The sequence below is a fragment of the Kitasatospora sp. NPDC051984 genome (assembly GCF_044593455.1).
In the GTDB taxonomy this organism is placed as follows: Bacteria; Actinomycetota; Actinomycetes; order Streptomycetales; family Streptomycetaceae; genus Kitasatospora.
The window spans coordinates 49,555-76,343 of the sequence record NZ_JBIUCB010000028.1 but is presented as its reverse complement, the minus strand read 5'-3'; the positions used below and the strand labels follow the sequence as shown (position 1 = coordinate 76,343).

Sequence of the window (26,789 nt, the reverse complement as noted above, 5' to 3'; positions counted from 1 at the left end):
TCGCTTCGGCGCGCTCCGGCGAGGACGGAGTCGAGCAGGCCGGGGAACAGCCCGTCTCGGCCTCGCCCCAACTCGGCCACCCGCCACCACCCCGACCTGGCACCCTGGCCCGCCACCCGACCACCACCCGCCGCCGACAGCGCGCCCCGAGCACCCGACCACAGGCTGACCCGCTCCGCCACCAACGCCCGCACACGCGCCTGCCCCCGCGACACCGGCCCCGCTCCTCACCCCAACTCGGCCCCCGCCACCCACCCCGACCTGGCACCCTGGCCCGTCACCCGACCACCACCCGCCGCCGACAGCGCGCCCCGAACACCCGACCACAGCCTGACCCGGTCCGCCGCCAACGCCCGCACACGCGCCTGCCCCCGCTCCGGCCTCACCTCAGCCCAACTCGGCCACCCCGCCACCACGCTGACCTGGCAGCTGGCCGCTCGACCATGGGCTGACGCGTCCGCCACCGCCGACCGTCCATGCACCCGGCCCCGGCCCCGGCCTCGGCCCGCGGCAGCCGACTCGCGCTGGACAACGTTGTCAGAGGCGGTCAGAATCGCAGGACCCGATCCGACGGCGCCCTGCCACGCACCACGGCGCTCCCCGTCCCACCTGTGGAGACGTCACCATGAGCCACCCCCCGGCCGGCACCACGACCCGCGACGAACCGCTGCTCGCGGCGCTGGACATCGGCGGCACGAAGATCGCCGGCGGCCTGGTCGACACCCGGGGCACCCTGCTGCACCGTCTCCAGGTGCCGACCCCGGCAACCGGCGACCGGCACCAGCTGATGGCCGCCGTCACGCGCGTCCTGGACGACCTGGCCGGGCGGCCCGAGTGGGGCCGGGTGCGGGCGCTCGGCATCGGCAGCGCGGGGCCGGTCGACATCGCCGAAGGCACCGTCAGCCCCGTCAACCTGCCGGGCTGGCGCGGCTTTCCGCTGCGCGCGGAGGCCGCCGCGCACCCTGCCGTCGGCGACCTGCCGGTGGTTCTCGGCGGGGACGGGGTCGCGATGACCGCCGCCGAACACTGGCGCGGCGCGGCCCGCCCGTACCGCAACGCGCTCTGCCTGGTGGTCTCCACCGGCGTCGGCGCCGGACTCGTCCTGGACGGACGGTTGCACACCGGCACCACCGGCAACGCCGGCCATCTCGGCCACATCAGCGTCGACTTCGAGGGCCGCCCCTGCCCGTGCGGCTCGCGCGGCTGCCTCGAAGGGCTCGCCTCCGGCACGGCCATCGCCCGCACCGCCACCGAGAGCGGCTGGCGCCCCGGCCCGGACGGCGACACCACCGCCACCGGCGTCGCCCGCGCCGCCGAGTCCGGCGACCCGCTCGCCCTGGCCGCCTTCGACCGCGCCGCCCGCGCCCTCGCAGCCGGCATCGCCGCCACCGCCACCCTGGTCGAACTCGACGTCGCCGTGATCGGCGGCGGCGTCGCCAACGCGGGCGACGTCCTCTTCGCACCCCTCGCCCGCCACCTCTCCTCCTACGCGACCCTCCCCTTCACCCGCCACCTCACCCTCGCCCCCGCCCACCTCGGCACCGACGCCGGCCTCATCGGCGCCGCGGCCCTGGCCCGCCCAAGCCTGCCGATCGGCATCTGACCCCGACGACACCCGACCGCAACGTCCTGTCGCACCGACCAGCCACGCGGCCCCACCCAGCCCCCTCGCCCCACCCGCCCCGACGCCGCCGCCCACCTCGGCGCCACAACCCTGGCCCACCCGAGCCTGCCGATCGGCATCTGACCCCAACGACGCCCCACCGCAACGTCCTGTCGCACCGACCAGCCACGCGCCCCACCCCCCTCGCCCCATCCCCCCGCCCCACCCGCCTCGGCGCCGCCGGCCATCTCGGCGCCGCAGCCCTGGCCCGCCCGAGCCTGCCGCACTTCCCCTGACACTCCCCCACCCAAACCCAACGGCGCCAATCGACCGCATTTTCGTGCCGCGCCGATCAGACACTTCCCGAATGCACGGTGTTACGTTCTGTATTGAATCGGCCGATTCAGCCCCTTTGCGTGGGCGCTTCCGCCTTGCCGATTCACAGAACCGCCCCTCCGGCTAGGGAGAACACCAGCATGCGCCAAGCACCCTTGGAAGCGGCCGATATTGCGCCGGGGCAGATTGTCCAGTGGAATATCAGGTCCTCGGGAGTGGCGTACGCGGACCGCCACGGCGAAGAAATCGACAAGAACGCGTCGTTCAATCAGGACAAGCACCACTCACTCATCGACGAGACCCGCAACAGCCGCGAGCCCCTCGCCTCCTGGCTCGCCGTCACGTTCGAGATCGAGGGCCCGCTCGACCGCCCGGCCCTGGAATCGGCGCTGCGCCACCTCGTGCAGCGGCACCACGTCCTGCGCTGCGAGTTCCAGCGGCTCCTGGGCGACCTGTCCTGTGCGGTGCACCGGCCCGAGGACATCGAACTGGAATCCGTTCACCTGGGCGAATTCGACACCTCGCAGGAGGTCCGCGACTTCCTGAACGACAGCTTTCAGAAGCAGATCGACACACTGGAGTGGCCGCCGTACACCGTGGGAGCCGTCCTCCGGAACAGCGGCCCCACCACGGTCTACCTCGCGTTCGACCACATCGTCTCCGACGGTATGTCAATGCCGAATGTCGTCCGCGACGTACAAATGGCATATGCCGCTTACTCCGCCGGAAAGGACCCCGACCTCCCGCCCGCCGGAAGTTACGTGGATTTCGCCCGCGAGCAGCGCCACCGCTACGCATCCATCGACGCCGACGACGACCGCCTCGCGTACTGGAAATCGTTCATCGAACGAAATGACGGTATCTTCCCGCATTTCCCGCTGGACCTCGGCACCGAGCCCGGCCGCCTGTACCCGGCGGTCAACGAATCCGCGACGCTGCTCGACGACCGGCAGACCGCGGCGCTGGAGGCCCGCTGCCAGGACGCGGGCGGCAAACTGTTCATGGGACTCTTCGCCGCTGTCGGAACCGCCCTGCACACGGAGGGCGGCCCGGACCTCTACCGCGCCCTGCTCCCACTCAGCGAACGCGGCCGCGGCACCTGGCGGGACTCCCTCGGCTGGTTCGTGAACACCCTGCCGATCGAGTTCTCCGTCGCCAGGGAGCTCGACTTCCCGCAACTCCTCGCCGGGGTCCGGGACGGGTTCACCACCATGATGGAGAACATCGACGTGCCCTTCGTCCGGGCCTGGGAACTCCTCGCACCCGAGCACTTCACCGGCCGCTGCTGGCCGTTCCCGGTGAACTTCCTCTCCTACATCGACATGCGCAAGTGCCCGGGCGCCGAAAACCACGCGCGCTGGCGCCCCATGGCCCACGTGTGGGTCTCGCGCGTGAACGGCACCACCTCGTGGTTCCAACGGGACGCCGACGGCCTGCACATCAACTCGATCTACGTCGACCTCCCGCAGGCCCACCGCACCATGGCCGGCCTCCACCGCACCCTGCGCGAGACCCTGCTGACGATGTCCGCCGGCACCGACCGCAACTAACCGACCGCAGCTAACCGAACGCAGCTAACCGACCAGCGCCGAAACCGCCTCGTCCACGGGCGAGTTGCCGCCGATCAGCTCCAACGTCAGCCCGGCCGTCCGCGGTTCGGCCAGCAGCGCGGCAAGGACGGCCGCCACGTCGTCGCGCGAGACCGACCCGCGCCCCGTGCGCTCGGCCAGCTCGACCGTTCCGCCGCCCGGCTCGTCGGTCAGCCGGCCCGGCCGCAGGACGGTCCAGTCGAGGCCGGGGCGGGACCGCACGTCGTCGTCGGCCGCCGCCTTGGCCCGCAGGTACGCGGCGAACACCGGATCGGTCCCCGCCGCCGGCTCCCGGTCCGCCCCCATCGAGGACACCACCAGAAAGCGCCGCACGCCTGCTGCCTCCGCCGCATCCGCGAACAGCACGCAGGCCCCACGATCGACCGTGTCCTTCCGCGCCGCCCCGCTACCCGGCCCCGCGCCGGCGGCGAACACCACCGCGTCGGCACCCTCCAGGTGCCCGGCCACCTCGGCGACCGACGCCGACTCCAAGTCGCACACCACGGGTTCGGCACCCGCCGCCAGCAACTCCCCCGCCTGCTCCGGCCGTCGGATGATCCCCGCGACCTCGTCTCCCCGCGCGCCGAGCAGCCGTTCGAGCCGAAGCGCGATCTGACCATGACCACCAGCAATGACAATCCGCATGCGCCCGACCGTACGCCCCGCCGATCACTTCCCGTCGGAGCCCAGCCGATCCGCCATGCATACGGGTGAGTTCGGCCCGCATCCGATGCGACGTCAACTCCTCCTGAACCCAAGCGAGAATGTCGAGGACGCCTGTCACTCGAGGATCCGCTCCCACAGCAGCGAGTCGTGCCACCGCCCGTCGAGGAGGATCGACGAATGCGCGACGCCGTACGAGCTGAACCCGTTGCGGCGCAGCACGTGTTGGGACGCCAGGTTGTCCAGATTGGTGGACGCCTCGACCCGGTGCAGCCCGAGTTCGTCCGCCATCACCTTCAGCGCCAGGCCGACGGCGCGCCCGGCGTGGCCCTGGTTCTGGGCGGTGGTGGCGATCCAGTAGCCGTGGGAGGCGCGGCGCAGGTGCGGCTGCGGAAGGATGCCACTGACGGTGACCTGCCCGATCACCTCGCCGTCGGCGAGCACCACGGCCGGCCAGACCGTCCCGGCGCGGTGGGCGGTCAGCAGTCGGTCGATCCGCTCGGCCTGGCCCTCCGGGGTGAAGAACGCGGCGGGTTGGGCCGGTTCCCACCGCCGGAAGGCTTCGACGTCCCGCGCGCGGTGCGCGGCTATCGGTGCGGCGTCGGCGGGCTCGATCAGGCGAACGGTGGTGCGGCTGCTCATGGTTGAGTCCTCGTCGCAGAAGGTCGGACGGGACGGCAGCCTACGCGCGACGGAAGCGCTAGCGGACGGAGGCGTCGGGGGTACGGCCCTGTTCGGCCTGTTGGACCCGGGCGACGAACATCCGGGCGAGGGACAGCATGGTGCTCTTGTCCCAACTACCGCCGGAGTTCCCGATGTCGGACGTGATCGAGAGGAACTCCGTGCCGACCTCGACCCCGATGTCCATCGAACTCGAGTCGCCCACGGCCACCGAGGCGTCCCCCATGGCCGGTACCGGGACCATCTGCTTGTTGGCGCCCGTTGCCGCCTTGGCAGCGGCTTCGGAGCGCCGGTAGGCCTTCTCGCCCCAAGTGCGGTCCTCCATCGTGATCAGCATGAAGACGACGACGACCCCATCGCGGCTGGTGAAGGCGACTGTCGCGACGGACCGGACATGCTCGCAGATGTCGGGCGATTCGCCGGTCACGCACTCCCGGAGCGGCGGTCCGACCTCGGCCTCCGCGGCCGTCCGCCACCCCGCCGGGAGGGCACCCAGGTCGGGCAGTGCCGCTTTGGCCTGGGCGAAGGTGAGCACCGCGGGCTGATCCCCGAGGTACACGCTCAGCCCAGCAGCGAGGCTCGCCAGCGCGAGCACCGCGGCCATGACAGCACCGGCGCCGAACCGGCGCTTCCTCGCGGCCGCGCTTCCGCCAGCCGGCCGGAAGGCCGCCAGCGCATCACCCAACTCACCGTTCGACCGCAGCAGTTCGGTGACCACGACCGCCGCCTCGGCCTGCACCAAACCGTCCTCGGGCGCGGCAGCCGCCCGCCGAACCGCCTCCGCCCCACCCGGAATCCGCGCCAGCTCCTGCCACACTCGCCTCAACTCCGGCTGGATGTCAGCGAGTTCCGCTCCCTCTCCCCGGCCGACCGACTGGATCAGCGGCCCCAGCACGGCCGCGACCAGCTCCGACTCCCTACTTGTCGCCATGCCCATTCCCCCCATGGAACGAGAAACAGCGAGCCCCCCGACCCGGTCGGCCGCGACTCGGCCCGCCCAGCAGCACGTTTCGTGACAGACAACGACAGGGCCGGTCCGACAATCGCCCCCGCGAGCCCAACCACCAAGGTAGCCAAGGGCATTCGCGGCCGTCATCAACCAGTTCGGCAACGGAACGAGCACGATAGGGCCGCGCCGCATCGCCAACTGCACGACCCCGGGCGGAAATCAGGACGCCGATCCCGAACTACCGCTCTCGATCTGCTGGATGAGCCGTTTGAGCTGGGCAACCTCGTCCTGCAGCGCCCGGTCACCGGCGGGAGTGAGGGTGAGCCAGGTGCGGGCCCGGCGACCCTCGTAGCCCTTCTCGACGGCGATCAGTCCGGCCTTCTCCAGCACCGTCAGATGCTGGCTCAGGTTGCCGGCGGTGAGGCCGAGTGCCGTGCGCAGGAAGCCGAATTCGACCCGGCGCGCCTGGTGGGCGACGGTGAGGATGCCCAGGCGGACACGCTGGTGGACGACGTCGTCCAGGCCGATCGCGGGGTGCTGTTCGGGCTGTTCGGTCATCACGCGGCGCGCCCACCGGAACGCCCGCTCGACCGCTCCGCCAGCGCAAAACCGACCGCCCCGAGCAGCAGGAGCGCGCCGGGGACGGCGTACTGCGGCAGGAAGGCCCAGGGCGAGGTCATCGGGATGCCCGCCCAGCCGGGCGTGAGCGGTACCAGCTCGACGGCCAGGTACAGCGCGGCGAGCAGCAGCAGGGTGCGGCTGCGTTCCACCCGGGCCAGCACCAGCAGCGGCAGCCCGACGGCCAGGGCGTCGCCCGTCAGCCGGGAGAGGAACCTGGCCGCCGGGGACGAGGGGGCGAGGTGCAGGCCCCAGAAGTCGAGCGGCGCGCCGGGCTGCGGTATCCCGTTCCGGGTGACCCAGAGCGAGGTGGCGGCCACCACGGCGAGCAGCGCGAGTCCGGTGAGGACGTAGGGCCGGACGGCCGTGCCGACGCCCCGGCGACGGGCGCGGCGGACGTAGAAGATCGCGGTTGCGAGGTAGGCGAGGGCGAGGCCGATCGGCCAGTAGAGCGGCGAGCCCTGCCGGACGAGGGTGCAGTCGGCGCCCGCGGCGGGTTCGGGGCAGGGGACGGACAGGATCTGGTAGGTGAGGCGGCTGACCAGGATCCCGCCGAGCGTGAGCCCGCCGAGCAGCAGCAGCGGGAACCAGGTGCCGCGCTGGGCGGCACGCACCTTGCGGGTCAACTCGCCCAGGCCGGCGAGGACTTCGTGCGGTGTGCCGTTCGAGGGCACCGTTGCGTCTGTCATGCCATCAGGTTTGCATGACAAACCAGTTGCGACAAGAGACCGTGCGCATCATTTCCCGTCCCCAGTCGCCGAGTTGGGCGAGGACGTAGGCTGGTGGGTGCAGCCATCCGCACACGGAAGAACGGGAGGAGCCGGCCATGACCGACCGCAAGCCCCCTGGCGTCACCTTCGAGAGCTGGGTCGATCGGCAGATCCGGGAGGCCACCGAGCGCGGCGAATTCGACAACCTGCCGGGCGCGGGCAAACCGCTCGCCCACGAGAACCGGCCGTACCACGAGATGTGGTGGCTCCGGGAGAAGCTGGAACGCGAGGGCCTGAGTTCTCTGCCCCCGTCCCTCGTCCTGCGCAACGAGCTGCACGAGGCACTCGACGCCGCCCGCCTCGCACCCACCGAGGCGCTGCTGCGCAAGCGTCTCGCCGAGCTCAACTCCCGTATCGACGCAGCCCTCCGCCGCCCCGTCGAAGGCCCACCGCTCGGCGTCGCGCCGGTGGACATCGAGGCCGAGGTCTCCAACTGGCGCCACACCTGAACCGGGAGCCGGAAACCCGTTACCGCTGACGCACGTTGGCGGCCGAAGATGACCGCACGGTCGGCGTTCGGTAGTGTGCGCAGCGTGGTGAGCCCCGAGTCGGACGAGGTGGGGGTCTTCGGCCCCGCCGTCGGCCCCTGAGCACCTGAGTCCGCCCTGCCGGGCCGCGCCTGCCCCGCCGAGGGGCCGCGCGGCGCTGAAACGCGACCACGGTTCCTGGACTCCTGGTGACGAGACGGCTGTCCGTTTCCGCTCCTCACCCCGGAGTTCTGCGCGATGCCTCTTGCCCTGTACCTGCTCGCCCTGGCCGTGTTCGCCATGGGTACCTCGGAGTTCATGCTGTCCGGCCTGCTGCCGGATCTCGCCGCCGAGCTCGGCGTCCCGGTCGGCACGGCCGGCCTGTTGACCTCGGCGTTCGCGGTCGGCATGGTCGCGGGCGCCCCGCCGATGGCGGCGCTGGCCCGCCGTTGGCCGCGCCGGGCCGGGCTGTTCACCTTCCTCGTGCTGTTCGCGGCGGCCCACGTCCTCGGCGCCACTGCCGCATCGTTCCCGGTGCTGTGTGTCAGCCGGGTGGTGGCGGCGTTCGCGAACGCCGGGTTCCTCGCTCTGGCGGTGACGGCGGCGGCCGACCTGGTCGGGCCCGAGCGGCGGGGGCGGGCGGTGGGTGTGCTGCTGTCGGGGACGACGGTGGCCACCGTGGTCGGGGTCCCGGCGGGCGCGTTGCTCGGTCAACTGCTGGGCTGGCGTGCCTCGTTCTGGGCGGTGGCGGTGCTCTGCGCGCCGGCCGCTGTCGGGGTGCTGCGGGGCGTCCCGGGCGGAGGCGGATCCGGGCGTTCGGCCCTGCGCGCGGAACTCGCCGAGCTCGCCCGCCCCCGCCTCCTTCGGGTGCTGCTGCTGGGCGCGCTGGTGAACGCCGGGACGTTCGCCGCGTTCACCTTCCTCGCCCCGGTGGTGACCGGCCCGGCCGGGTTCGGGCGGCGCTGGGTGCCGGTGGTGCTGGTGCTCTTCGGTCTCGGCACGGTCCTGGGCGTGACCGTCGCGGGGCGGCTCGCCGACCGGCATCCGCTGCGACTGCTCGCGGTGGCGGGCCCGCTACTGCCGCTCGGCTGGGCGGCGTTGGCCGCTTTCCCGACCGCACTGCCGGTCCTCGTACCCGTGCTCGGCGCGCTCTCCTTCGCCGTCGGCGGCACCTTGATCACCTGTGCCCTGGCCACCGCCACCGGCGCACCCACCATGGCCGGGGCCTACGCGACGGCCGCCCTCAACCTCGGCGCCACCGCCGGCCCTCTCCTCGCCGCCGCCACTCTCCGCACTCCGACCGGCCCGCTGTACACCGCCGCAGCCCTCACCGCGGCCGCCCTCCTGCTCACTCCGACGCTCCGCAACCACGCCCCGGCCCGTGCCAACACCTGACCATCCACCAACGCTCCCAGCCCCCGCGTCGCCCCTGGTCAGCGTGCTTGTAAAGTGCTCGCCATCGTTCGATCGGACGATCTGATTTCAGTTCAGTCGGGGGAGCCAGTGACCGGTACGGTGCAGCATCCGCAGTCGGGGTTCGACAGCCCGCAGGCCCTCTGGGCGGCGGACGAGGAGCCGCAGCCGCCGGTGCCGTGGTACCGGCAGCTGACGGCAAAGCAGTTCGACGTCGGCGTGGGGGCGGCGGCAGCTCTCGCGCTCGCCGTACTGGCCGCCGGGGCGATGGACTCGGGGGTGGAGCGGCGCAAGGTCGCGCTGCCGGCCGAGTTCGCGGGCCTGTCACGGGTGACGGAGGATCGGGACCTGACCCAGCTGCGGGCCGCGTACGAGTCGGACGACGCCAAGCGCTTCGTGCCCCGCAGCATCCAGGTGGTGGCGTACGGGCCGCCGGGGACGACCGGCTTCGCGCAGGCGGAGTTGCTGGCGGTGGTGATGAGCGGTTCGGTGCCGGACTCCGACCAGGCGGCCGCCTGGATGCTCCGCGGCTACTCCCACACCGACACCACCACCCTCCGCGACAGCACGGCCGTCACGCGCCTGCGCATGTTCGAGCCCGGCCCGCTCGGCGGCGCGATCGCCTGCGCGGCGGTCTGGGACGACAAGCGCGAACTCCCGGTCTGCGCCTGGGCGGACGGCTCCTCCCTGGGCAGCCTGACGGACGGCACCGCCGGCCTCTCCCTGGCCGAACTCGCCGCCCGCACCCGCGAGTTGCGCGAACGCTCCGAGCGGAAGGCCTGAACACCGCCCACCGTCACACCCCGCGAAATCCCCCGTCGCTCTGCAGCAGTTGACCGTTGACCCACTGCCCTGACGGCGAGCAGAGGAAGTCGATCAGCCGGGCCGCGTCCTGCGGCGTACCGAGTCGGGCCAACGGCGTGTGGGCGAGGACGTCGGCGCGGAGGGTGTCGTTCATCCAACCGGTGTCGGTGGGGCCGGGGTTGACGGCGTTGGCGGTGATGCCGAGGTGGGCGAGTTCGTGGGCGGCGGCCAGCGTGATCCGGTCGAGTGCGCCCTTGCTGGCGCCGTAGGGGAGGTTGCCGACGGTGTGGTCGCTGGTGAGGGCGACGATCCGGCCGGTGCCGAACGGGCCGGTGAAGCGCCGCCCGAACTCGCGGATCAGCAGCCAGCTCGCCCGCGTGTTGACGGCGAAGTGCCGGTCGAAGCTCTCCACGCTGGTGTCGAGCAGCCCGGAGTCGACGGATTCGGCGTGGCTCATCACCAGCGCGGTGACGGGGCCGAGTTCGGCCTCCACCTGGTCGAACAGCCGGGCGGGCGTCCCGGGGTCGGTGAGGTCGGCGGGCACCGCGAGCTGCCGGGCGCAGTGCGCGCGGATCGCCGCGCCGACGGCCTCGACGGCGTCCTTCTCCACACCCCAGGGCATCCGGGTGTCGTACGGCGTCCAGTGGGTGTGCGCGATGTCCCAGCCGGAGGCGGCGAGTTGCTCGGCCACGGCGGCGCCGATGCCGACCGTCCGGCCGACTCCCGTCACCAGCGCGACGGGACGGGACGGGGCATCCGAATCAGTCTTCATCAGCGCCGATCCTGACGAACCCGCCGCCCCGCTCACAAACGGTTTTCGTCCCGGTCCCCCACAGCCCGATCCCCCACCGCCGGGTCCCCCACCGCCCAGCCCCCCGCATCCCGCCGCAGCACCGCCCGGATCGGCCCGTCCGGGTGGACGGTCAGCCGGTACCCGGCCCCACCGGGCCGCTCGCGGATCTCCGGCCGGACGGCGGGCAGCAGCTCCTCCAGCAGCAGCGTCATCTCCCGCACCGCGAACTGCGCGCCGATGCAGGCGCGCGGCCCGAGTCCGAACGGGAAGTACGTGCCGGGCGCGGGGCGCCGTTCGGCGGCCAGGAAGCGCTGCGGCCGGAACGTCTCCGGGTCGGGCCACAGCGCCGGGTCGCGGTGCGTCAGGTAGGGGCACAGCAGGACGGTCGCGCCGGCGGGGACGGTCCGGCCGCCGACGGTGCCGGTCTCGGCGGCGTGCCGGGGCATCAGCCAGGCGACGGGGTACAGCCGCAGCGTCTCGTCGATCAGCGCCCGGATCGCGGCCGCCCGTTCCGCGGAACCGGCCGGGCCGGCGGACAACGCCCAGTCGCGCTGCTCGGGGTGGGTGTCGAGCAGCAGGAACAGCCAGCCGAGGGTGGTGGCGGTGGTCTCGTAGCCGGCCACCATCAGGGTGAGCAGTTCGTCGCGCACCAACTGCTCGTCGTAGCCGGGCAGTTCGCCGGCGGCACGGAGCAGCACCGCGATCAGGGTGGGTTCGTCGGCCTTCCGGGCGAGCGCGATGGCGTGCTCGGCGGCCCGGTCGGCGTCGGCGACGGCCTGGCTGAAGTCGGCGGCGGTCTCGCCGGTGGCAGGGGCGAACGCGGGGATCGCGGCGAGGCTGTCCCCGGCGGCGACCAGTTGCCGGTAGGTGGGTTCGTCCAGCGCCTGCGCGGTGAGCGAGCGCCAGATCACGTCGAGCGAGAAGTACCGCAGGTCGGCGTCGAGTTCGCGCGCCTCGCCGCTGTCGGCGGCGGCCCGCCACCGGTCGGCGAGCGCCGCCACCGCAGCGCGCAACTGCGGCTCGTAGGTGCGGATGCCGCGGACGGTGAACTGCGGTTGGAGCAGCTTGCGTTGGCGCCGCCACGGCTCGCCGGCGGCGCACAGCAGGCCGTCGCCGAGCAGCACCTTCGCGCGGTGCCCGTGCTTGACGTACGTGTCGGGGTTGCGGGCCAGCACGTGCTGGACCTCCTCGGGCCCGGTCACCAGCACCACCTGCCGGTCGCCGATCCTGAACCCGGCGACGGGGCCGAGCCGTTGAGCGGCCGTCAGCAGGTCGACCAGCCGCCCGCCGCCGGCCCGCCAGCGGACGAGTTCCTCGGCGTCGAGCTCCGGAAGGGTGCTGTCCGCTGCCGTCACCATCACGTCTCTCCCCTGCTGGCCCGCCCGGTCGAGCAACCACCCTAACGGAGCGTGGGCACCGCGCGCCGGTCCGCAATCATCCGGCGTTCAGCAGCCGTTCCTCCTCCGCCGCGCTGAGGCCCTCCTTGTCGGGGGCCGGTCCGCCGCGGGCGGTGTCCCAGGCCAGGGTGTCGGCGAGGGTCTCGGCCAGCGGGCGGAACGTCAGCCCGGCGGCCAGCGCACGGGAGATGTCGGACCGGTTGGCCGCCGCGTAGTCCGGGTCGCCGTTCCACAGCGGGACGCCCATCCACGGCGCGACGCCGGCCTTCAGCAGGGTCTCGGTGCCGATCCAGACCGTCTCCACGTCGGAGCCCGCCACAGCCTGGCAGGCGGTGAAGAACTCGCCGATGGGCATGCTGTGGCCGGTGACCAGGTGGATTCCGCCGCGCTGCCCGGTGGCGCAGCCGAGGATCCACGCCGCGAGGTCGCGGACGTCGATGAACTGGGTCGGGTCGGCCGGGTCGCCGGGCAGCAGCACCCGGCCGCCGCGCCGGAACCGCCGCGGCCAGTACGCGAACCGGTCGGTCGTGTCGTACGGGCCGACGATCAGCCCGGGTCGGACGATGCTCGCGCGCTCGCCGTACGCGTCCAGCACGATCCGCTCGCAGGCGGCCTTGTTGGCGCCGTACAGCTGGATCGGCGGCAGGCCCTCGACGAGCTCCAGCACCTCGCCGTCCTCGTCCTGCACGGTGGACAGGTCGGCGAGCACCGAGATCGTCGAGACGAAGACGTACCGGCCGACGCGATCCCCGAGGGTGGTGACCGAACGCTGCACCACCTCGGGCAGATACCCCGCGACGTCGATCACGGCGTCCCAGCGGCGCCCCTCCAGTACGGACAGGTCCGCGGTGCGGTCGCCGATCAGCGTCTCGACGCCCGCCTCGGCGAACAGCCCGGGGTCGCTGAGACCGCGGTTGAACATCGTGACCTGGTGGCCCGCGGCCAGCGCGGCCTCGACCACGGCCCGGCCCACGAACCGCGTGCCACCCAGCACGAGCAGGCTGAGCCGGTCGGCGGAAGTGTTCTGCATGGTGAACAACACCCTCTCGGTGACGCGTCATTGGCACTCACACAAATAGCACCGCGCTCACCCGGTCAGCGGGGAATTTCCAACCGGTCCAGCAGTTCGCCCATCTGATGCTCCGTCAGATGCACACTGGCGGCGGCCCCTTCTCGCAACTCGGGCGCGGCGTCCGGATCGGCGAGCAGCGCGGTGACGGTGCCGACCGGCGTCCGGGGGTTCGCGGCAGCGGCGCGGCGGACGCCCGGGTCGGGGTCGGTCAGCAGCGCGGCCAGGTCGCCGTCGAACTCCGGGTCGGCGGCCGCGAGTTCGCGTACCTCGGGATCGTCGTGCCGGGCGAGTTCGGCGGGCACGCCCCGGCTCGGAAATGTGTCCCGCAGGCGCAGCCGGAGGCGGTGCTCCGGGATGGCGACGTAGGCGTCGAGCAGCAGGGCGGGCGGCGCGTCGGGGTGGAGCAGGGAGAGCAGCAGGCGCACCTCACGGTCGGGGTCGGCGGCGAGCAACTGGACCGTCGGGGCGTCGAGTTCGGGGCAGGTGGCGGCGGCGCGGCGCAGCAGCGGATGCGGGGAGCGGGCGCAGGCGTGGTACCAGTCGAGGGCGGGACGGTGGAGGGAGTTACGGAAGATCCAGCGATTGGCGCTCGGGTAGGAGCAGTCGACCCCGTTGACGGCCAGGGTCTCGGCGCGCCTGCGCGGGGCGGGTTCGACCTCGGCGCGCAGGCGGACGTCCGGGTCTGGGTCGGCAGCGAGCAGGGCGATCAACTCGGGGGTGAGGTCGTCGCGTTCGGCGACGCGGTGGCGCACGTGCGGGTCGGGGTGGGCGGCCAGGCGGTGGATCTCTTCGGGGGTGAGGTGCGGATTTCCGGCGAGGTTGTAGGCGTGGCCGTCGGCAAGGCCGGCTTCGAACAGCTCGGGCGGGACGAGGCGGGTGGCGTACCAGTAGGCGCGGTTGCGGTCGGCGCCGGCGTGGGCGAGGTCCTCGGCGGTCAGCGCCATGGGGGCGTGGTAGCGCCGGGCGGCGGCGCGGACCTCCGGATCGGGGTCGTCCAGCAGGGCCGCGCGCTGCTCTTCGTCGAGCGCGTCGAGGAAGTAGGTTGCCTGGAGGCGCAGTTGGGGTGACGGATGGGTGGCCGTCCGGCGGCGGAAGGTGGCGGTGATGGCGCCGCAGCGATCCAGTTCGCCGACGATCTCGTTGAGGGTGAGGTGCGGCGCGGTCCGCTCGAAGGTGGCGAGGTGGATCCGTTCGAGCACCGCGTCGGACAGCGGGCGGGGTCGCCGTTCGGCGTACTTGCCGGAGAAGAGCCTGACCGCCACCAGATCGTTCGGGTCGCCCGCCAGCCTCAGGCACTGCTCGTCGCTGAGCCACGGGTTCCCGGCGGTCGCCCTCCGCACGCCCGCGTCGGGGCTGCGCAGCGCCGCCTCGACGAACTCGTCCGGCAGCCGGCGCTGCGCGAACACCGGCCAGGCGGCCTTGGCCTCGGGCCCGAGCAGGCGCAGCAGGACGGCGGTGGGCGCGCCGGGGTTGGCGGCGATGCCGCGCAGCAGGGGCTCGTTGTCGATCACCGGCCCATCCTGGCACGCCCGTTGGCGTACAAACGCCGTGCGTCCCGCAGCCCGTCCTGCTACCGTTCCGGCCATGAAGCGCGCTGCGATGCTGACGACGACGCCGGAGAGTGTCCCGGCGCGCTGACTGCTGTTCTGATCAAGCCCCGGGGCCGAGCGCCCGGGGCTTTCGCATGTGCGGCCGTGGCGGCTCGTCCCCCTTCCGGTGAGGAGACCGCCGTGTTCGACCATCGCAAACTGGGCCGCGAGCTGGACCTGTTCGACACCGATCCGCTGATCGGTTCGGGTCTGCCGTTCTGGCTGCCGGACGGCGCCGTGGTGCGGCAGAGCCTGGAGGATTTCATCCGCGCCCTGGAGCGGCGCGCGGGCTACCGGCACGTGTATTCGCCGGTGCTGGGCAAGCGTGAGCTGTACGAGCGTTCGGGGCACTGGGCGCACTACCGCGACGACATGTTCCCGCCGATGTCCATGGGCGACGGCGACGACCAGCTCGTCCTCCGCCCCAGTCTCTGCCCGCACCACGCCGTGATGTTCCGTTCCCGTTCCCGCAGCTACCGTGAACTACCACTACGCATGGCCGAGTTGGGCGGCATGTACCGCTCGGAGCGGTCGGGGGTGCTGGGCGGGCTGACCAGGGTGCGGGCGATCCAGCTGAACGACGGGCACATCTTCTGCACCCTGGACCAGGTCGCGGAGGAGGCGCGCGGCGCACTGGAGCTGATCGCGGTGGCGTACCGGGCGATGGGCATCACCGCGTCCCGTTACCGGCTGTCGCTGCCGGGGGGCGGCGGGAAGTACGTGGCCCGGCCGGAGTTGTGGGAGCGGGCGACCGCGCTGCTGGTGGGGGGGCTGGACGAGCTCGGTGTGCCGTACGAGGAGGGCGTCGGCGAAGCCGCGTTCTACGGGCCGAAGATCGACGTGCAGGTGGTGGACGGTGCGGGCCGCGAGTCGACCCTGTCCACCGTGCAGGTCGACTTCCATCAGCCCGAGCAGTTCGACCTGCGCTACATCGGCCCGGACGGGGCGAAGCACCGGCCGGTGATGGTGCACCGGGCGATCCTCGGCAGTGTGGAGCGGGCGGCGGCGCAGCTGATCGAACAGCACGGCGGGGCGTTCCCGGCGTGGCTGGCGCCGGTGCAGCTGGCGGTGCTGCCGCTCGGCAAGGAGCAGGAGGGTGCGGCGCGCGAGCTGGCCGCCCGCTGCCTGGAGCTCGATCTGCGGTGCGAGGTGCTGGGTGCGGACCGCGGTTCACTGGGCGCCCGGGTCCGGGAGGCCCGGCTCGCGCCGTACCAGGTGGTGCTCGGTCCGCGCGAGGTCGCCGACGGCACCCTCGCGGTGCGGCTGCGCGACGGCCGCCGGCTCGACCCGCTGCCCGCCGAGGAGCTGCTGGCGCGGATCGACGCGAGGGTGCGGGCGCACAGCGTCGATCTCTGGTGAACCGACCGGCCGGAAGTGTGGCGCAGACCACAGCAGGAGCGTGACAAGACCCACGCCGCACCCCCGGCCGACCAGGCACCGATCGTCCCGGCCGCAGCCCCAGCACACGCCCAAGTCCCCTTTATCCAGGGCTTATCCGCAGGTCGGACGGCCATCGCCGGGGCCGAAGGGCCCTCGTGCCCGGGACCTTCGGCGTGGCATACTCCGGAGCCATGACCGGCATTCACGCGACCAGAGCCCTGCGGGGCGCGGTGTTCACCGCGCTCGCCGTGCCGCTGGCCGCGTTCGGCCAGGTGGTGATCACCGGCCGTGCCCTGCCGCTCACCCTGGTCGCAGTCGCCTGCGTCGCGGTCTTCCTGCTCGCGGTCCTGCTGGACGGCGCACGCCGCCACTTCCTGCTGCTGTCCGCGGTGCTGGTACCGGTCGAACTGCTGCTCAACACCGTCTTCAACCTCGGCCAGGACGCCTGTTCCCGGCCCATGCACGGCGTGGACCTGCTGGTCTGTGGCGGCGACCGGGTCAGCGGCTCCGAACTGTTCGCGGAGTGGACGCACAACTCGGCGGGCATGCTGCGCCTGCTGGTCCTCGGCGTGCACCTGGTGGTCGCACTGGCCGCCGCGGCCTGGCTGCGGCTGGCCGACGCCGCCCTCGACGGGGTCGGCGAGGCCCTGCGCACGGTGGCCCGGCTGCTGCCCGGCCACTGGCGCGCGCTGCTCCTGGCGGCCCGCCCGGCCTGCCCGGCCGAGCTGCTGCCCCCGGCCGGCGTCGAGCCCGCCCCGCGCCGTCCGCAGGACGCCGTCCACACCCCCGCCCCGCGTCGCGGACCGCCGCAGCTGGCCCTCGCCTGCTGACGGCCCCGCCACTTCGCACGACGCGTTCCGCGGCCGTCTCCGGGCATCCCGCTGCCCCTTCACTTTTCATGACCCGCACCCCGCCGGGCCGCCGCCCGCCCCTGCTCCCGTCCAGGTGAGACCACCTGGGAGCCGGGCCGCGCCGCCCGCCGGGTGCAGAGGAGACGGATCACCATGCCCAGCACCCACAAGTCCGCCAAGACGGTCTCGGCCCGCGAGCGCCTGAAGCAGGCCCAGCAGGCGGAGGCGCTGCGCGCCAAGCGCCGCCGCGCCCTCACCATCGGCATCTCGGTCGTCGCGGCCGTCGCCGTGATCGCGGGCGGCACCACCCTCGCCGTGAACGCCTCCAAGAACTCCGACTCCGCGAGCGGCCCGATCGCCGTCCCGGCCAACGCCACCGGCCCCGACAGCACCGTGGTCGTCTACGGCAACCCGGACGCCCCGCACACCCTGGCCGTGTACGAGGACTTCCGCTGCCCGGTCTGCGAGGCCTTCGAGACCTCGTCCGGACCGGCCGCGAAGGAACTCGCCGACCAGGGCCAGTACAAGATCGAGTACCACCTGGCCGCGTTCCTCGACAACAACCTCGGCGGCAAGGGCTCGAAGACCGCGCTGGCCGCGGCCGGCGCCGCGCTGAACGAGGGCGTCGACAAGTTCAAGCAGTTCCACGACGTGCTCTACGCCAACCAGCCCGCCGAGACCTCGGACGCCTTCGGCGACGTCAACCACATCCTCGACCTCGCCGGCCAGGTCCCCGGCCTGAAGACCGAGGCCTTCACCAAGGCCGTCACCGAGGGCACCTACAAGAACTGGGCCACCAAGGTCGCCGCCGCGTTCAACAAGAGCGGCGTCACCGGCACCCCGACAGTCAAGCTCGACGGCAAGACCCTCGACGTGATCGGCAAGGACGGCAAGGCGCTGAGCGGCGAGCAGTTCACCGCCTTGGTCAAGCAGACCCTGGGCGGGTGACGCGATGACCACGGCCCGGGACACCACCCCAGCAATCAAGGGCGCAGCGAGCCGCCGCTTCTCCTGGCTGATCCTGCTGAGCGGACTGCTCGGCCTGGCCGCCTCGGCGCAGCTCACCCTGGACAAGATCCGGCTGATCGAGAACCCGGCCTTCCAGCCGAACTGCAACATCAACCCGATCATCAGCTGCGGCTCGGTCATGCGCACCGAACAGGCCGAAGTCTTCGGCTTCCCCAACCCGATCCTCGGCCTGGCCGCCTTCGGCGCCCTCGCCGCCATCGGCGCGGGCCTGCTCGCGGGCGCCTCCTACCGCCGCTGGTTCTGGCTCGCCCTCCAGGGCGGCAGCCTCGTCGGCCTCGCCTTCGTCGCCTGGCTCATCCGCCAGGCCCTGTACGAGATCGGCGCCCTGTGCCCCTACTGCATGGTGGTCTGGGCCGTGGTCATCACCCTCTTCTGGTCCACCACCATCCACAACATCCGCACCGGCATCCTCCCCACCCCACCCACCATCCGCCGCCTGGCCGCCCTCAACCACCAGTGGCTGGTCCCGGCCGCCGGCTTCCTGCTGATAGGCCTGCTCATCCTGACCCGCTTCTGGTACTACTGGTCGACGCTGCTCTGACGTCCTGAAAAGGGCCGGCCCTCGCGGGCCGGCCCTTTCGGCGTTTCACGACACCCTTGGCGGGGAGGCCAGCGCGGCCGACACCAGGGCCTGGACGCCCCGCTCGTCGAGGTCGCCGTCGAGGACGATGCCGCGGAAGAGCATCAGGCCGGCCCACATGTCGAGCAGGGTGAGGACGTCGGTGTCGGCGGGGAGGACGCCCCGGGTGACGGCGCGGCGCAGGACGGTGGCGGAGCGGTCGCGGCGGGGCTCGATGAGCTCGGTGCGCAGGCGGTGGGCGAGTTCGGGGTCGGTGGCGGCGTCCGAGATCAGCGCAGGCAGAATGGCCCGGACCTGTGGGGCGCCGTAGAGGCCGGCCAGCGCCTGGGCCACGCCGAGGATTTCGCGCGGGCTGTCGCCGAGGTCGTCCACCGGGATGTCCGGCAGCCGGGTGCGTACGGCGTCCAGGGTGAGTGCGGCCTTGTGCGGCCAGGACCGGTAGACGGTGGCCTTGCCGACGCCGGCCTCCTGCGCGATGCCGCCGACCGTCGCCCTCGCGTAGCCGACCCGGGACAGCACCCGCAGCGTGGTCTCCAGGATCCGTTCCCGGGCCGCCAAGTCCCTTACGGGCGCGCCCTGTTCCTCGGACAGCGGGAGCAGATTCCGCTTCTCCCCCATGAGTGTCCTTGCCTCCGTCTGTTCTCGTCAGCGCCCGGCCAGCCAGCCGGTGATCAGTTCGGCGATCCCGCCGCCGGAGCGGGCCCAGCGGACGTGGTCGGCGGATTCGCCGTTCGCGGGCGTGTGGTGGCGGCGCTCCACCTGGGCGGCGGGGAGCTTGGCGACCAGGCGGTCGACCGCGCTCGCGGGGGCGAGGTGGTCACCCGGGAGCGAGACGGCGAGGACGGGCAGGGAGACCGCCGCCAGGGCCTGTTCGTAGTCGAGGTCGGCGCCGGCGGGCGCGAAGCGGCCGGTGCGGCCGAGGCGGGCCCAGTCGCGCATCAGCCGGGCGGGCTGGCGGCCGCCGAAGCCGAGCCGGTGGCCGGGCCAGTAGCCCCACAACGTGGCGATCAGCGCGAGGAGTTGGGTGCTGGCCAGTACCCGCAGGCGGGCGATGCCGGTGAAGCCCCGGAAGTCCACGGTGCCGGAGGCGACGAGCACCAGGCCGTCCACCGCCTTGGGTTCGCGCGCGGCGGCCAGCACGGCGGCCTGCCCGCCGATGCTGTGGCCGAGCAGGAACAGCGGCACGTCCGGCCCGAACCTGGCCCGGGCCGCCGCCGTCACCGCCGGGAAGTCCCGGGCGGCCAGCGCGTGGTAGCCGTGCGTCGAGCGACGGTCGGCGGGCGGCCCGCTCTCGCCCTGCCCGCGCAGGTCCACCGCCACCGTGGCGACGCCGCGCGCGGCCAACTCGGCGCAGAACGGCGCGTAGTAGCCGGCCGGCACCCCGAGCGCGGGCCACAGCACCAGCACCGCGGCGGGTACACCGTCCGGCACCGTCACCGTCGCGGCCAGCGCCTCGGCGCCCGGCACCGGTATCCGCACGATCCACCCTCCCGTCTCCACTCGCCCCACAGCTCGGAACGAGTCGTCTCGTTCCAAGCTAGCGAGCACTCTCCCGAACCGTCAAGTACCGTCCCCACCAGCACTTTTGGCGACACCCGGCGCTCTTGCGCCGCTCTCCGCGCACCGATTACAGTCCGGACCCCCACCCCATCGGAGGTACGTATGACCCGCCAATGGACCGTTCGGGAGAGCGTGACGGTGCACGCCTCCGCCGAGTCGGTGTACGCCGCGCTCCGCGACATCCGGAACCTGGCCCGCTGGAGCCCGGAGTGCTTCGCGATCCGGACGCTGGGCCGCGGACCGGTCACCGAGGGCACCCGTTTCCTGGGCTTCAACCGCAAGGGCCCGTTCGTGTGGTTCACCGACTGCCGGGTCAGCACCGCCAGGGCGCCGCAGGAGTTCGCCTTCCGGGTGACCATCTTCGGTCTCCCGGTGGCCAGTTGGGGCTACCTGATCGAGCCGGACGGGCCGGACGCCGTCCGCGTCACCGAGTACTGGGAGGACCTGCGCACCGGCCGGGGCTCCCGCCTGACCGAGTTCCTCGGCCGCGCCTTCACCGGCACCCGACCCACCGACCGCGCGGAGATCAACCGCGCCGGCATGCGCGCCACCCTCGAACGCCTCCGCGCCACCGTCGAGTCGACGCACCCCGCCCACCCGTGACCACCCCGATCGTGCCGGTCCACGGCATCCGCCCGTCCGCCACCATGTGGCGCCCGCACCTCCGCCGCCTCACCCCCGACTTCCGCGTCAGGGCCGCGGACCTCCCCGACCACGGCACCCTCGCCGCCGCGGGCGCCGCCGCGCACGACGCCGTCCTCGAGACCCGCGAGGCGACCGGCCGCCGCCCACTGCTGCTCGGTATGTCCACGCCGCCACCCGCCACTCCCGCCTGTTCCGCACCCCCGGCGGCCACCTGCTCTCCCTCCCACACCCGGACCGCTTCGCCACCTTGATCCGCCGCGCCCGCCGCACCCTCCACCCGTCCGACAGTTGACGCGTCACGAGATCCTCAGTGCGCAAACTCTTGACCGCCCGCCGAATGGCCGGTTAGCTGACGGCCGCCGCACAGCCCATACCTGACGGTGCGTCACATCAACGCCACGGGGGTCAAGTTGATCATCTCTCACCTGCCCGCGCTGCGCACGGCCGCCATCGCCGCCGCCGCGCTGACCATCAGCTGCACGCTCACCGCCGCCGCCCCGGCGTCGGACACCTCGTCGACGGCCCGCCTCACGCCGTTCACCCTCACCAGCCCGGACTTCCGCGACGGCGGCAAGCTCCCGGCGTGGACGGAGTTCGGCTGGCCGGGCATCGAGGACTCGCCCTGCCACGGCAAGAACCTCGCGCCCCGACTGGACTGGCGCAACTCCCCTGCCGGCACACAGGGCTACGCGCTGCTGGTGAACGACCCGGACGCGCCGCGGGCCGGCGGCTGGCACCACTGGGTGCTCTACGACATCCCCGGCTCCGCCCGCCGCATCGACGGCCACGGCACTGCCCAGTTCACCCCGGGCGCCAACAGCTTCGGCGACCCGATAGTCGGTTGGGGCGGCCCCTGCCCGCCCGCCACGGGCCAGCCCCACCACTACGTCTTCACGCTCTACGCGCTCTCCACCCCGACCCTCCCGACCGCGGGGCTGACGTACGAGGAGGTCACCGCCGCGATCCAGCCGTACGTCCTCGGGGCCACCACCATCGTCGGCACCTTCACCCGGACCCCCTGACGCCCGCACAACACCCCTGAGCGCGAACGCCGTTCCCCGGTGTGGCGCTCCGGCGGCCGCGGACACCGCCCCTACCATGGGCGGTGTCCGCACCAGTCCCGCCGCCGGAGGTGCCCCATGACCAACGCACGGGAACTGTACGAGCGCACCGTCGCCGAACTCGCCCCGGCCGCCGCCCACAACCGCCTCGTCGAACTGGTGGAGGCCGGCACCGCACCCGTCGAGGCACTGCGCCGGATCGCCGGCGAGGAGTACCGGATCATCCACAGTGACCGCCGCTCCTTCGCCCTGATCGCCGCCCGCCACGCCGACAGCTCCCCCACCTCCGCCGCGTTCTTCCTCGGGCTCTCGGAAGGCGAAGGCCAGGCACTCGACCTGCTCACCCCCTTCGCCACCGCCGTCGGCCTCCCGCCCGCCGACCTGGCCGCCTACCGCCCCCGCCCGGCCGCGCAGACCTACCCGCACTACCTCGCCTGGCTCTCCCAGAACGGCCGCCTCGGCGAGACCGTCCTCGCCCTCCTCGCCAACTTCGGCTTCTGGGGCGGCTACTGCGCCCGCCTCGCCAAGGCCCTCCCCGTCCACTACGGCCTCTCCGCCGAAGCCACCGCCTTCTTCCGCTACTTCGCCACCCTCCCCCCGGACTTCGAACCCACCGCCCTCAGCCTCCTCCAACTCGCCCTAGACGAAGGCGAATCCGCCGAGGACGCCCGGCACGCCGCCGTCATGATGCAGGCGTACGAGGCGTCCTTCTGGGCAGCACTGCTCTAGCGCTTCAGCCGGTACACCACCGTCCGCCGGTGCTCCCCCGGCGGCAGCGTCACATCCTCGAAGTCCGCCGCCGGGTCGTACGTCATGCCCAGGCGTTCCGCCACCGCCCGCGACGGAGCGTTCCCGGCCGCGATCAGCGCCAGGATCTCCGGCAGCGCCAACTCCTCGAATCCGTACCGGAGTACAGCCCGCGCCGCCTCCGTCGCGTAACCGTGGCCCCACGCGTCCCGGTGCAGCCGCCAGCCTGCCTCGACGCCCTCGACCGGCGCCTCCTCGTCCACCGGATCGAGCCCGGCGAACCCCAGGAACCGCCCCCCGTCCCGGAGTTCGACGGCCCACCAGCCCCAGCCGCGTTCGGCGAGCTCCGCCCGGAACGCCTCCAGCGCCCCCGCAGACTGCTCCCGGGTCATCACCGCACCGAAATACCGTCGCACCTCGGGGTCGGCGTTCAACTCCGCCCACCGGTCCAGGTCGCTGTCCTGCCACTGGCGCAACAGCAGCCGGGGCGTGGTCAGTTCGACGAATGCCGCCATCTCAGACCCCCGCCCCGGCCAGAACCTCGCCCGCCAGCTTCTCCGCCGCGTCCAGCACCGCACCGAGCGCCGCCGGGTCGGCCCCGCCAGGGGCGAACAACGCCTGTGCCCGCCGCTCGAAGTCCGGTGGTGCGGAAGGGAGTTGACCTGCCGAGGCGATCGCCCCCTTCTCGTTCACCAGCCACCGCCCGTCCCGCGCGTGCAGCGCGTGCACCAGCAGACCGACCGCCCGGAACAGACAGCCCTGCACATAACCGGCATCGCCGCGCCGCGCCCCCTTGCGCGCATTGGCCAGCACGAACGGCACCTCCCACCCGGCGTCCGCCTCCAACCGCCTCGCCAACTCGGCCGGGAATTCCCGCACTTCACCCTGAAGCGCGGCCAACGACCCGTCCCGGTCCGCCAGCACCCGCCCCATCGCCAACTCGCCGACGTACGCGTACGACGGCACCCCGTACGGATGCCCGGCCTGCTGGCCCTGAACGTAACGCCCGCCCCGCGCCTCGGCGGCGTACTCGCGGACCCGGGCAACGTCCCGGTAGATCCAGTCGACCCGCACCGGACCCAGATCCAGCCACGCCCCGCCGTCCACCCAGGGACCCCAACCGCCGGGCTCGGTCACCTCGACGGGCCCGCCGCAGAGTTCGGCCGCCAGCCGGCGCAGCGCGTCGGTGTCCAACTCACCGGCCCGGTAGTACAACCCCAAGTCGTAGTCGGAACCCGCAACATGCGCCCCACGCGCCCGGCTACCGCCCAGGCAGACGCCGACAATTCCCTCGACCGCCACCAGCCGCGAGGCGATCCGCCCGAGCTCGGCCTCGCTCAACTCGCCATGCCCACTGTTCTCATTCATCGCCCGCCACGATGCCGCACCGCCCCCTCCCCCGCCAGACGTTTTCGGCCGGACGGCCGCCCGGGAGGCGCGGTGCGGCACGAGCCGAACCCAACCGACCGTGAGAACCCGAAAGTTACCGCACGTCGGCGCTCAAGTCGGCCTCCGCGCCGACGAGTTCCTTGCCCATGCAGATGCTGAGCTCGTGGTCCTTGTAGTAGCCGAACTTGCGGATCTCGACGTACCCCTCGGAGCTGTACAGCCCGACCGCCTCGGGCTGCAGGGTGCCGGTCTCCAGCACCAGCCGCGTCCGCCCCGCGGCGATCGCGGCCTGTTCGAGGTGGCGCAGCAGGGTACGGGAGTAGCCCTTGCCGCGGGCGGCGGGGACGACGTACATCCGCTTGAGTTCGGCGTCGCCGTCGCGCAGGCCGTCCGCGTCGCGCTCCTTGACCCGCCATCCGCCGCAGGCCACCGGCTCGCCGTCCGCGTAGCCGATCACGAACAGCCCGGCGGGCGGGTCGAAGTGGTCGGTGTGCATGGCGGTCTGGTCGCCGTCGCCGTAGCGCAGGACGTACTCCTGCTGGACGTCGGCGGCGAGCTTCTGGGCGTCGGGGTGTCCGAAGCCGGTGGTGCGGATCTCCATGTCGGTCAAGGGTACGGGCCGCTTCCTGGCGGCCTTTCGGCGGGCGGCCGGCCCCGCGCATCCGGACGGCCGTTCGGGGTGCGCCCGCAAACCGCCGTTCAGGCGATTTCCGGGCGGGCGCCTCGGGGTCAACCCGTTTGCCGCACACCATCATCTATTACTTTTTGTCACCATTAAGGCACTTTCTGTCAACTTGTCCCCGCCCCCGTGAGGAGCATCCCGTGATTCTCTCCATCTCAGGCATCGTGCTGTTCGGCGTCATCGCCTTCCTGTTCTTCCGCCGGGACGGGCTGAAGATCTCGCACGCCCTGGTGTGCGCCCTGTTCGGTTTCTACGTCGCGGGTTCCTCGATCGCCCCGAGCATTCAGGCGGGCGGCGCGAGCCTGGCCAGCCTGATCGGCGGCCTGAAGTTCTGACCGGCCCCACCTCCTTGCGGCCCGGGCGCGGAGGTCCCACCGCCCCGGGCCTTTCGCCGACCCGGGCCGTCCCCGCCGGCGACCGACCGACCGTCGAAACACCACCCGCCTCGGGAGCCAGCATGTCCCTCATCCGCCACTTCCACCGGGGCCGCGACCTCGCCCGCACGGCCGGCGACCACGCCGCCGACGTGTTCACGCCGCTGACACTGATCGGCCGTGGCCTGCTCCGCCACGCCGACTGGGCCAAGACCCGCTGGGCGGCCACCCCGAAGGAGCGGCGCGGCCCGACGCTGCTGGTCGGCGCGGCCGTCACGCTCGGCGTCTTCCTGCTGCCGCACGGCCCGCTGATCGCACTGATCGCCCTGGTCGCCTCGGCCGCCTGGGTCGGCCGCAACCCCAAGTCCGCCGCCGAGCCGCAGCCGGACCACGCCGACGTCAAGCTGACCGCGCTGTACGCGGCGCTCACCCCCTACCTCGGCGGGTTCGACGAGCCGTTCGCGCTGTACCGGCTGGACGGCGAGTGGCGGGCCGCGTTCTCCGGCTGGGAGTTCGACCCGGACGGGCGGCTCACCGCACTGGAGATCTCCTACCCGGCGTACTTCACCGACACCGAGCCCGCCGCCCGGGCCCGGATCGAGCAGGTGGTGCAGGGCAAGGCGGGCCGCTCCAGGGAGTACCGCTTCGACTGGGACGAGGAGATCAACCGGCTGCGGGTGACCGCGCTGGCGCCGCTGCCGGCCGACATCGTGGCGCAGCGTTTCGTCACCGCGCCGGGCGAGATCGTGCTCGGCTTCACCGACGGCGCGGGCAGCCACCGCACCATCCCGGTCGAGCAGGGCGGGGTGACCGAGCAGCAGCCGCCGGTGGTGTGGCGGGTCGGCCCGCGCTCGGCCGAGCCGCACCTGCTGGCGCTGGGCGCCGCCGGTTACGGCACCTCGACGCTGCTGCGTTCGATCGCGCTGCAGGCGCTGCCGTACGGCGACCTGGTGGTGGTGGACGGCGCGAGCACCGGCGAGCACGCCTGCCTGGTGAACCGTCCGGGCGTGTACACCGTGGAGACCAGCCTGCACGGGGCGCTGGCCGCGCTGGAGTGGGTGGCGAAGGAGACCGAGCGCCGGCTGATCACGCTGAACGCGGCCCGCCACCACGGGGTGCCGGCGCCGGCGGACGTCACCCGGCCGCTGTGGATCCTGCTGGACCACCTCACCGAGCTGTCCGAACTCGCCCACGCCGAGGGCCGCACCGACCCGCAGGAGCTGCTGGAGGTGCCGCTGCGGCACGGCCGGGCGGCGCGCGTCACGGTGGTGTTCGTGGACGACCTGGACGCCCGGCACCGGATCGCCGCCACGGTGCACACCTGCACCCGGGCCCGGATGGTGCTCGGCCCGGTCACCTCCGAGTCCGGCTCGGCCGGGCTCGGCGTCCCGCTGGACATCGCGCCCGCCGCGCACACCCCGCCCGGCCGCGGCTACGCCCGGCTCGGCACCGCCTCCCCGGTCCGGGTCCAGGTCCCGGTCACGGTGGACCCGCTGGACGAGGAGGCCCCGCCGGCCCTGCGCGAGGCGGTGATCGCGCTGCTGCCGCACCGCGACAGCCCGATCGAGGCGCCCGCCCCGACCGCGGCCGAGCCCGCCGACTCCGACCCGGAGGTCGCCGCGGAGGTTGCCGCGGTGCAGCTGACCAAGGACGCCGCCCCGACTCAGTCGCGTCCGGCCTGACGGACCCGCGCGGCTGCCCCCGATTCACGCCGACCAGAAGTGCACAAAATGTGACACGCCGGGTG

At 72.9% G+C, this 26,789-nt stretch carries 29 protein-coding genes; 15 read left to right on the top strand and 14 right to left on the bottom strand.

The features are described 5' to 3' along the window. Positions 1-625 precede the first annotated feature (625 nt). Together ACIHEI_RS33120 and ACIHEI_RS33115 are read left to right on the top strand one after the other, a co-directional pair. Positions 626-1,603, top strand: coding sequence for an ROK family protein (locus tag ACIHEI_RS33120; RefSeq protein ID WP_396609305.1), 978 nt, complete (start codon positions 626-628; stop codon positions 1,601-1,603). Positions 1,604-2,154: 551 nt separating this feature from the next. Further along, the gene (locus ACIHEI_RS33115; RefSeq protein ID WP_396609304.1) at positions 2,155-3,489 is read left to right on the top strand and encodes a condensation domain-containing protein; all 1,335 of its coding nucleotides are present in this window, start codon (positions 2,155-2,157) and stop codon (positions 3,487-3,489) included. A gap of 24 nt (positions 3,490-3,513) precedes the next feature. Here ACIHEI_RS33115 and ACIHEI_RS33110 read toward each other — a convergent pair whose 3' ends face one another. The 5 genes from ACIHEI_RS33110 to ACIHEI_RS33090 all read right to left on the bottom strand — a co-directional run bounded on the left by ACIHEI_RS33110 (position 3,514) and on the right by ACIHEI_RS33090 (position 7,128). Continuing rightward, positions 3,514-4,173, bottom strand: coding sequence for an NAD(P)H-binding protein (locus ACIHEI_RS33110; protein WP_396609303.1), 660 nt, complete (start codon positions 4,171-4,173; stop codon positions 3,514-3,516). 135 nt (positions 4,174-4,308) lie between these two features. After that, the gene (locus tag ACIHEI_RS33105) at positions 4,309-4,833 is read right to left on the bottom strand and encodes a GNAT family N-acetyltransferase (protein ID WP_396609302.1); all 525 of its coding nucleotides are present in this window, start codon (positions 4,831-4,833) and stop codon (positions 4,309-4,311) included. Positions 4,834-4,891: 58 nt separating this feature from the next. Further along, positions 4,892-5,803 carry a hypothetical protein gene (locus ACIHEI_RS33100; protein WP_396609301.1) on the bottom strand — a complete coding sequence of 304 codons (912 nt, stop codon included), beginning with the start codon at positions 5,801-5,803 and terminating at the stop codon, positions 4,892-4,894. A gap of 237 nt (positions 5,804-6,040) precedes the next feature. Continuing rightward, complete coding sequence (locus ACIHEI_RS33095) at positions 6,041-6,379, bottom strand: winged helix-turn-helix domain-containing protein (protein ID WP_396609300.1); 339 nt, start codon at positions 6,377-6,379, stop codon at positions 6,041-6,043. Further along, positions 6,379-7,128, bottom strand: a complete 750-nt coding sequence (locus tag ACIHEI_RS33090; protein WP_396609299.1) for a hypothetical protein — start codon at positions 7,126-7,128, stop codon at positions 6,379-6,381. Before ACIHEI_RS33090 ends, ACIHEI_RS33095 begins: the two co-directional genes overlap by 1 nt. Before the next feature lie 137 nt (positions 7,129-7,265). On the opposite strand from ACIHEI_RS33090, the gene ACIHEI_RS33085 reads away from it, so the two are divergent. The 3 genes from ACIHEI_RS33085 (at position 7,266) to ACIHEI_RS33075 (ending at position 9,872) form a co-directional block, all read left to right on the top strand. After that, positions 7,266-7,658 carry a DUF1992 domain-containing protein gene (locus tag ACIHEI_RS33085; protein ID WP_387642669.1) on the top strand — a complete coding sequence of 131 codons (393 nt, stop codon included), beginning with the start codon at positions 7,266-7,268 and terminating at the stop codon, positions 7,656-7,658. Positions 7,659-7,934: 276 nt separating this feature from the next. After that, entirely contained in the window at positions 7,935-9,071 is a 1,137-nt protein-coding gene (locus ACIHEI_RS33080; protein ID WP_396609298.1) for a Cmx/CmrA family chloramphenicol efflux MFS transporter, read from the top strand. 108 nt (positions 9,072-9,179) lie between these two features. After that, positions 9,180-9,872, top strand: a complete 693-nt coding sequence (locus ACIHEI_RS33075; protein ID WP_396609297.1) for a hypothetical protein — start codon at positions 9,180-9,182, stop codon at positions 9,870-9,872. Positions 9,873-9,885: 13 nt separating this feature from the next. On the opposite strand, the gene ACIHEI_RS33070 is transcribed toward ACIHEI_RS33075, so the two are convergent. The 4 genes from ACIHEI_RS33070 to ACIHEI_RS33055 form a co-directional block, all read right to left on the bottom strand. After that, the gene (locus tag ACIHEI_RS33070) at positions 9,886-10,665 is read right to left on the bottom strand and encodes an SDR family oxidoreductase (protein WP_396609296.1); all 780 of its coding nucleotides are present in this window, start codon (positions 10,663-10,665) and stop codon (positions 9,886-9,888) included. A gap of 32 nt (positions 10,666-10,697) precedes the next feature. After that, positions 10,698-12,044 (bottom strand): cytochrome P450, encoded by a 1,347-nt coding sequence (locus tag ACIHEI_RS33065; RefSeq protein WP_396609295.1) that lies wholly within the window; start codon positions 12,042-12,044, stop codon positions 10,698-10,700. Positions 12,045-12,120: 76 nt separating this feature from the next. Continuing rightward, positions 12,121-13,113, bottom strand: coding sequence for an NAD-dependent epimerase/dehydratase family protein (locus tag ACIHEI_RS33060; protein ID WP_396609294.1), 993 nt, complete (start codon positions 13,111-13,113; stop codon positions 12,121-12,123). A 65-nt stretch (positions 13,114-13,178) separates the two neighbouring features. Further along, a complete protein-coding gene (locus ACIHEI_RS33055) occupies positions 13,179-14,666 on the bottom strand; it encodes a hypothetical protein (RefSeq protein WP_396609293.1) in 1,488 nt (495 codons plus the stop codon). Positions 14,667-14,885: 219 nt separating this feature from the next. Here ACIHEI_RS33055 and thrS point away from each other — a divergent pair, with 219 nt between their 5' ends. The 4 genes from thrS (at position 14,886) to ACIHEI_RS33035 (ending at position 18,545) form a co-directional block, all read left to right on the top strand. Continuing rightward, positions 14,886-16,103 (top strand): threonine--tRNA ligase, encoded by a 1,218-nt coding sequence (gene thrS, locus ACIHEI_RS33050; protein WP_396609292.1) that lies wholly within the window; start codon positions 14,886-14,888, stop codon positions 16,101-16,103. 212 nt (positions 16,104-16,315) lie between these two features. Continuing rightward, on the top strand, positions 16,316-16,954 hold the full coding sequence (locus ACIHEI_RS33045) for a hypothetical protein (protein ID WP_392955968.1): 639 nt from the start codon (positions 16,316-16,318) through the stop codon (positions 16,952-16,954). A 174-nt stretch (positions 16,955-17,128) separates the two neighbouring features. Beyond that, positions 17,129-17,923 (top strand): DsbA family protein, encoded by a 795-nt coding sequence (locus tag ACIHEI_RS33040; protein WP_392955965.1) that lies wholly within the window; start codon positions 17,129-17,131, stop codon positions 17,921-17,923. A 4-nt stretch (positions 17,924-17,927) separates the two neighbouring features. Beyond that, the gene (locus tag ACIHEI_RS33035; RefSeq protein ID WP_396609291.1) at positions 17,928-18,545 is read left to right on the top strand and encodes a vitamin K epoxide reductase family protein; all 618 of its coding nucleotides are present in this window, start codon (positions 17,928-17,930) and stop codon (positions 18,543-18,545) included. Positions 18,546-18,590: 45 nt separating this feature from the next. Here the strand turns inward: ACIHEI_RS33035 and ACIHEI_RS33030 are convergent, their stop codons facing one another. Next, positions 18,591-19,202, bottom strand: a complete 612-nt coding sequence (locus ACIHEI_RS33030) for a TetR/AcrR family transcriptional regulator (protein WP_396609290.1) — start codon at positions 19,200-19,202, stop codon at positions 18,591-18,593. A gap of 27 nt (positions 19,203-19,229) precedes the next feature. Further along, positions 19,230-20,063 carry an alpha/beta fold hydrolase gene (locus ACIHEI_RS33025; protein ID WP_396609289.1) on the bottom strand — a complete coding sequence of 278 codons (834 nt, stop codon included), beginning with the start codon at positions 20,061-20,063 and terminating at the stop codon, positions 19,230-19,232. A 183-nt stretch (positions 20,064-20,246) separates the two neighbouring features. Between ACIHEI_RS33025 and ACIHEI_RS33020 the strand changes: the two genes are divergently transcribed. The 4 genes from ACIHEI_RS33020 to ACIHEI_RS33005 all read left to right on the top strand — a co-directional run bounded on the left by ACIHEI_RS33020 (position 20,247) and on the right by ACIHEI_RS33005 (position 22,579). Then, entirely contained in the window at positions 20,247-20,747 is a 501-nt protein-coding gene (locus ACIHEI_RS33020; RefSeq protein WP_396609288.1) for an SRPBCC family protein, read from the top strand. After that, positions 20,744-21,040 (top strand): alpha/beta fold hydrolase, encoded by a 297-nt coding sequence (locus ACIHEI_RS33015; protein ID WP_396609287.1) that lies wholly within the window; start codon positions 20,744-20,746, stop codon positions 21,038-21,040. The genes ACIHEI_RS33020 and ACIHEI_RS33015 overlap by 4 nt, the downstream gene beginning before the upstream one ends. Before the next feature lie 159 nt (positions 21,041-21,199). Further along, a complete protein-coding gene (locus ACIHEI_RS33010; protein ID WP_396609286.1) occupies positions 21,200-21,811 on the top strand; it encodes a YbhB/YbcL family Raf kinase inhibitor-like protein in 612 nt (203 codons plus the stop codon). Positions 21,812-21,928: 117 nt separating this feature from the next. Next, complete coding sequence (locus tag ACIHEI_RS33005) at positions 21,929-22,579, top strand: transcriptional regulator (protein WP_396609285.1); 651 nt, start codon at positions 21,929-21,931, stop codon at positions 22,577-22,579. Here ACIHEI_RS33005 and ACIHEI_RS33000 read toward each other — a convergent pair. From ACIHEI_RS33000 to ACIHEI_RS32990, 3 genes are all read right to left on the bottom strand, one after another. Next, the gene (locus ACIHEI_RS33000; RefSeq protein WP_396609284.1) at positions 22,576-23,112 is read right to left on the bottom strand and encodes a GNAT family N-acetyltransferase; all 537 of its coding nucleotides are present in this window, start codon (positions 23,110-23,112) and stop codon (positions 22,576-22,578) included. The two genes, ACIHEI_RS33005 and ACIHEI_RS33000, sit on opposite strands and share 4 nt — an antisense overlap. Position 23,113: 1 nt before the next feature. Beyond that, a complete protein-coding gene (locus ACIHEI_RS32995) occupies positions 23,114-23,965 on the bottom strand; it encodes a DNA polymerase subunit beta (protein ID WP_396609283.1) in 852 nt (283 codons plus the stop codon). A 115-nt stretch (positions 23,966-24,080) separates the two neighbouring features. After that, positions 24,081-24,587, bottom strand: a complete 507-nt coding sequence (locus tag ACIHEI_RS32990; protein WP_396609282.1) for a GNAT family N-acetyltransferase — start codon at positions 24,585-24,587, stop codon at positions 24,081-24,083. Positions 24,588-24,808: 221 nt separating this feature from the next. Between ACIHEI_RS32990 and ACIHEI_RS32985 the strand changes: the two genes are divergently transcribed. Together ACIHEI_RS32985 and ACIHEI_RS32980 are read left to right on the top strand one after the other, a co-directional pair. Further along, complete coding sequence (locus ACIHEI_RS32985) at positions 24,809-25,003, top strand: hypothetical protein (RefSeq protein ID WP_014134294.1); 195 nt, start codon at positions 24,809-24,811, stop codon at positions 25,001-25,003. A gap of 122 nt (positions 25,004-25,125) precedes the next feature. Beyond that, positions 25,126-26,724 carry a hypothetical protein gene (locus ACIHEI_RS32980; protein WP_396609281.1) on the top strand — a complete coding sequence of 533 codons (1,599 nt, stop codon included), beginning with the start codon at positions 25,126-25,128 and terminating at the stop codon, positions 26,722-26,724. Positions 26,725-26,789: the final 65 nt, after the last annotated feature.

Coding starts and splice junctions, on each gene's coding strand:
- ACIHEI_RS33120 (WP_396609305.1), top strand. CDS start 626: ATGAGCCACCCCCCGGCCGGCACCACGACCCGCGACGAACCGCTGCTC.
- ACIHEI_RS33110 (WP_396609303.1), bottom strand. CDS start 4,173: ATGCGGATTGTCATTGCTGGTGGTCATGGTCAGATCGCGCTTCGGCTC.
- ACIHEI_RS33105 (WP_396609302.1), bottom strand. CDS start 4,833: ATGAGCAGCCGCACCACCGTTCGCCTGATCGAGCCCGCCGACGCCGCA.
- ACIHEI_RS33100 (WP_396609301.1), bottom strand. CDS start 5,803: ATGGCGACAAGTAGGGAGTCGGAGCTGGTCGCGGCCGTGCTGGGGCCG.
- ACIHEI_RS33095 (WP_396609300.1), bottom strand. CDS start 6,379: ATGACCGAACAGCCCGAACAGCACCCCGCGATCGGCCTGGACGACGTC.
- ACIHEI_RS33090 (WP_396609299.1), bottom strand. CDS start 7,128: ATGACAGACGCAACGGTGCCCTCGAACGGCACACCGCACGAAGTCCTC.
- ACIHEI_RS33085 (WP_387642669.1), top strand. CDS start 7,266: ATGACCGACCGCAAGCCCCCTGGCGTCACCTTCGAGAGCTGGGTCGAT.
- ACIHEI_RS33080 (WP_396609298.1), top strand. CDS start 7,935: ATGCCTCTTGCCCTGTACCTGCTCGCCCTGGCCGTGTTCGCCATGGGT.
- ACIHEI_RS33070 (WP_396609296.1), bottom strand. CDS start 10,665: ATGAAGACTGATTCGGATGCCCCGTCCCGTCCCGTCGCGCTGGTGACG.
- ACIHEI_RS33065 (WP_396609295.1), bottom strand. CDS start 12,044: ATGGTGACGGCAGCGGACAGCACCCTTCCGGAGCTCGACGCCGAGGAA.
- ACIHEI_RS33060 (WP_396609294.1), bottom strand. CDS start 13,113: ATGCAGAACACTTCCGCCGACCGGCTCAGCCTGCTCGTGCTGGGTGGC.
- ACIHEI_RS33045 (WP_392955968.1), top strand. CDS start 16,316: ATGACCGGCATTCACGCGACCAGAGCCCTGCGGGGCGCGGTGTTCACC.
- ACIHEI_RS33040 (WP_392955965.1), top strand. CDS start 17,129: ATGCCCAGCACCCACAAGTCCGCCAAGACGGTCTCGGCCCGCGAGCGC.
- ACIHEI_RS33035 (WP_396609291.1), top strand. CDS start 17,928: ATGACCACGGCCCGGGACACCACCCCAGCAATCAAGGGCGCAGCGAGC.
- ACIHEI_RS33030 (WP_396609290.1), bottom strand. CDS start 19,202: ATGGGGGAGAAGCGGAATCTGCTCCCGCTGTCCGAGGAACAGGGCGCG.
- ACIHEI_RS33020 (WP_396609288.1), top strand. CDS start 20,247: ATGACCCGCCAATGGACCGTTCGGGAGAGCGTGACGGTGCACGCCTCC.
- ACIHEI_RS33005 (WP_396609285.1), top strand. CDS start 21,929: ATGACCAACGCACGGGAACTGTACGAGCGCACCGTCGCCGAACTCGCC.
- ACIHEI_RS33000 (WP_396609284.1), bottom strand. CDS start 23,112: ATGGCGGCATTCGTCGAACTGACCACGCCCCGGCTGCTGTTGCGCCAG.
- ACIHEI_RS32995 (WP_396609283.1), bottom strand. CDS start 23,965: ATGAATGAGAACAGTGGGCATGGCGAGTTGAGCGAGGCCGAGCTCGGG.
- ACIHEI_RS32990 (WP_396609282.1), bottom strand. CDS start 24,587: ATGGAGATCCGCACCACCGGCTTCGGACACCCCGACGCCCAGAAGCTC.
- ACIHEI_RS32980 (WP_396609281.1), top strand. CDS start 25,126: ATGTCCCTCATCCGCCACTTCCACCGGGGCCGCGACCTCGCCCGCACG.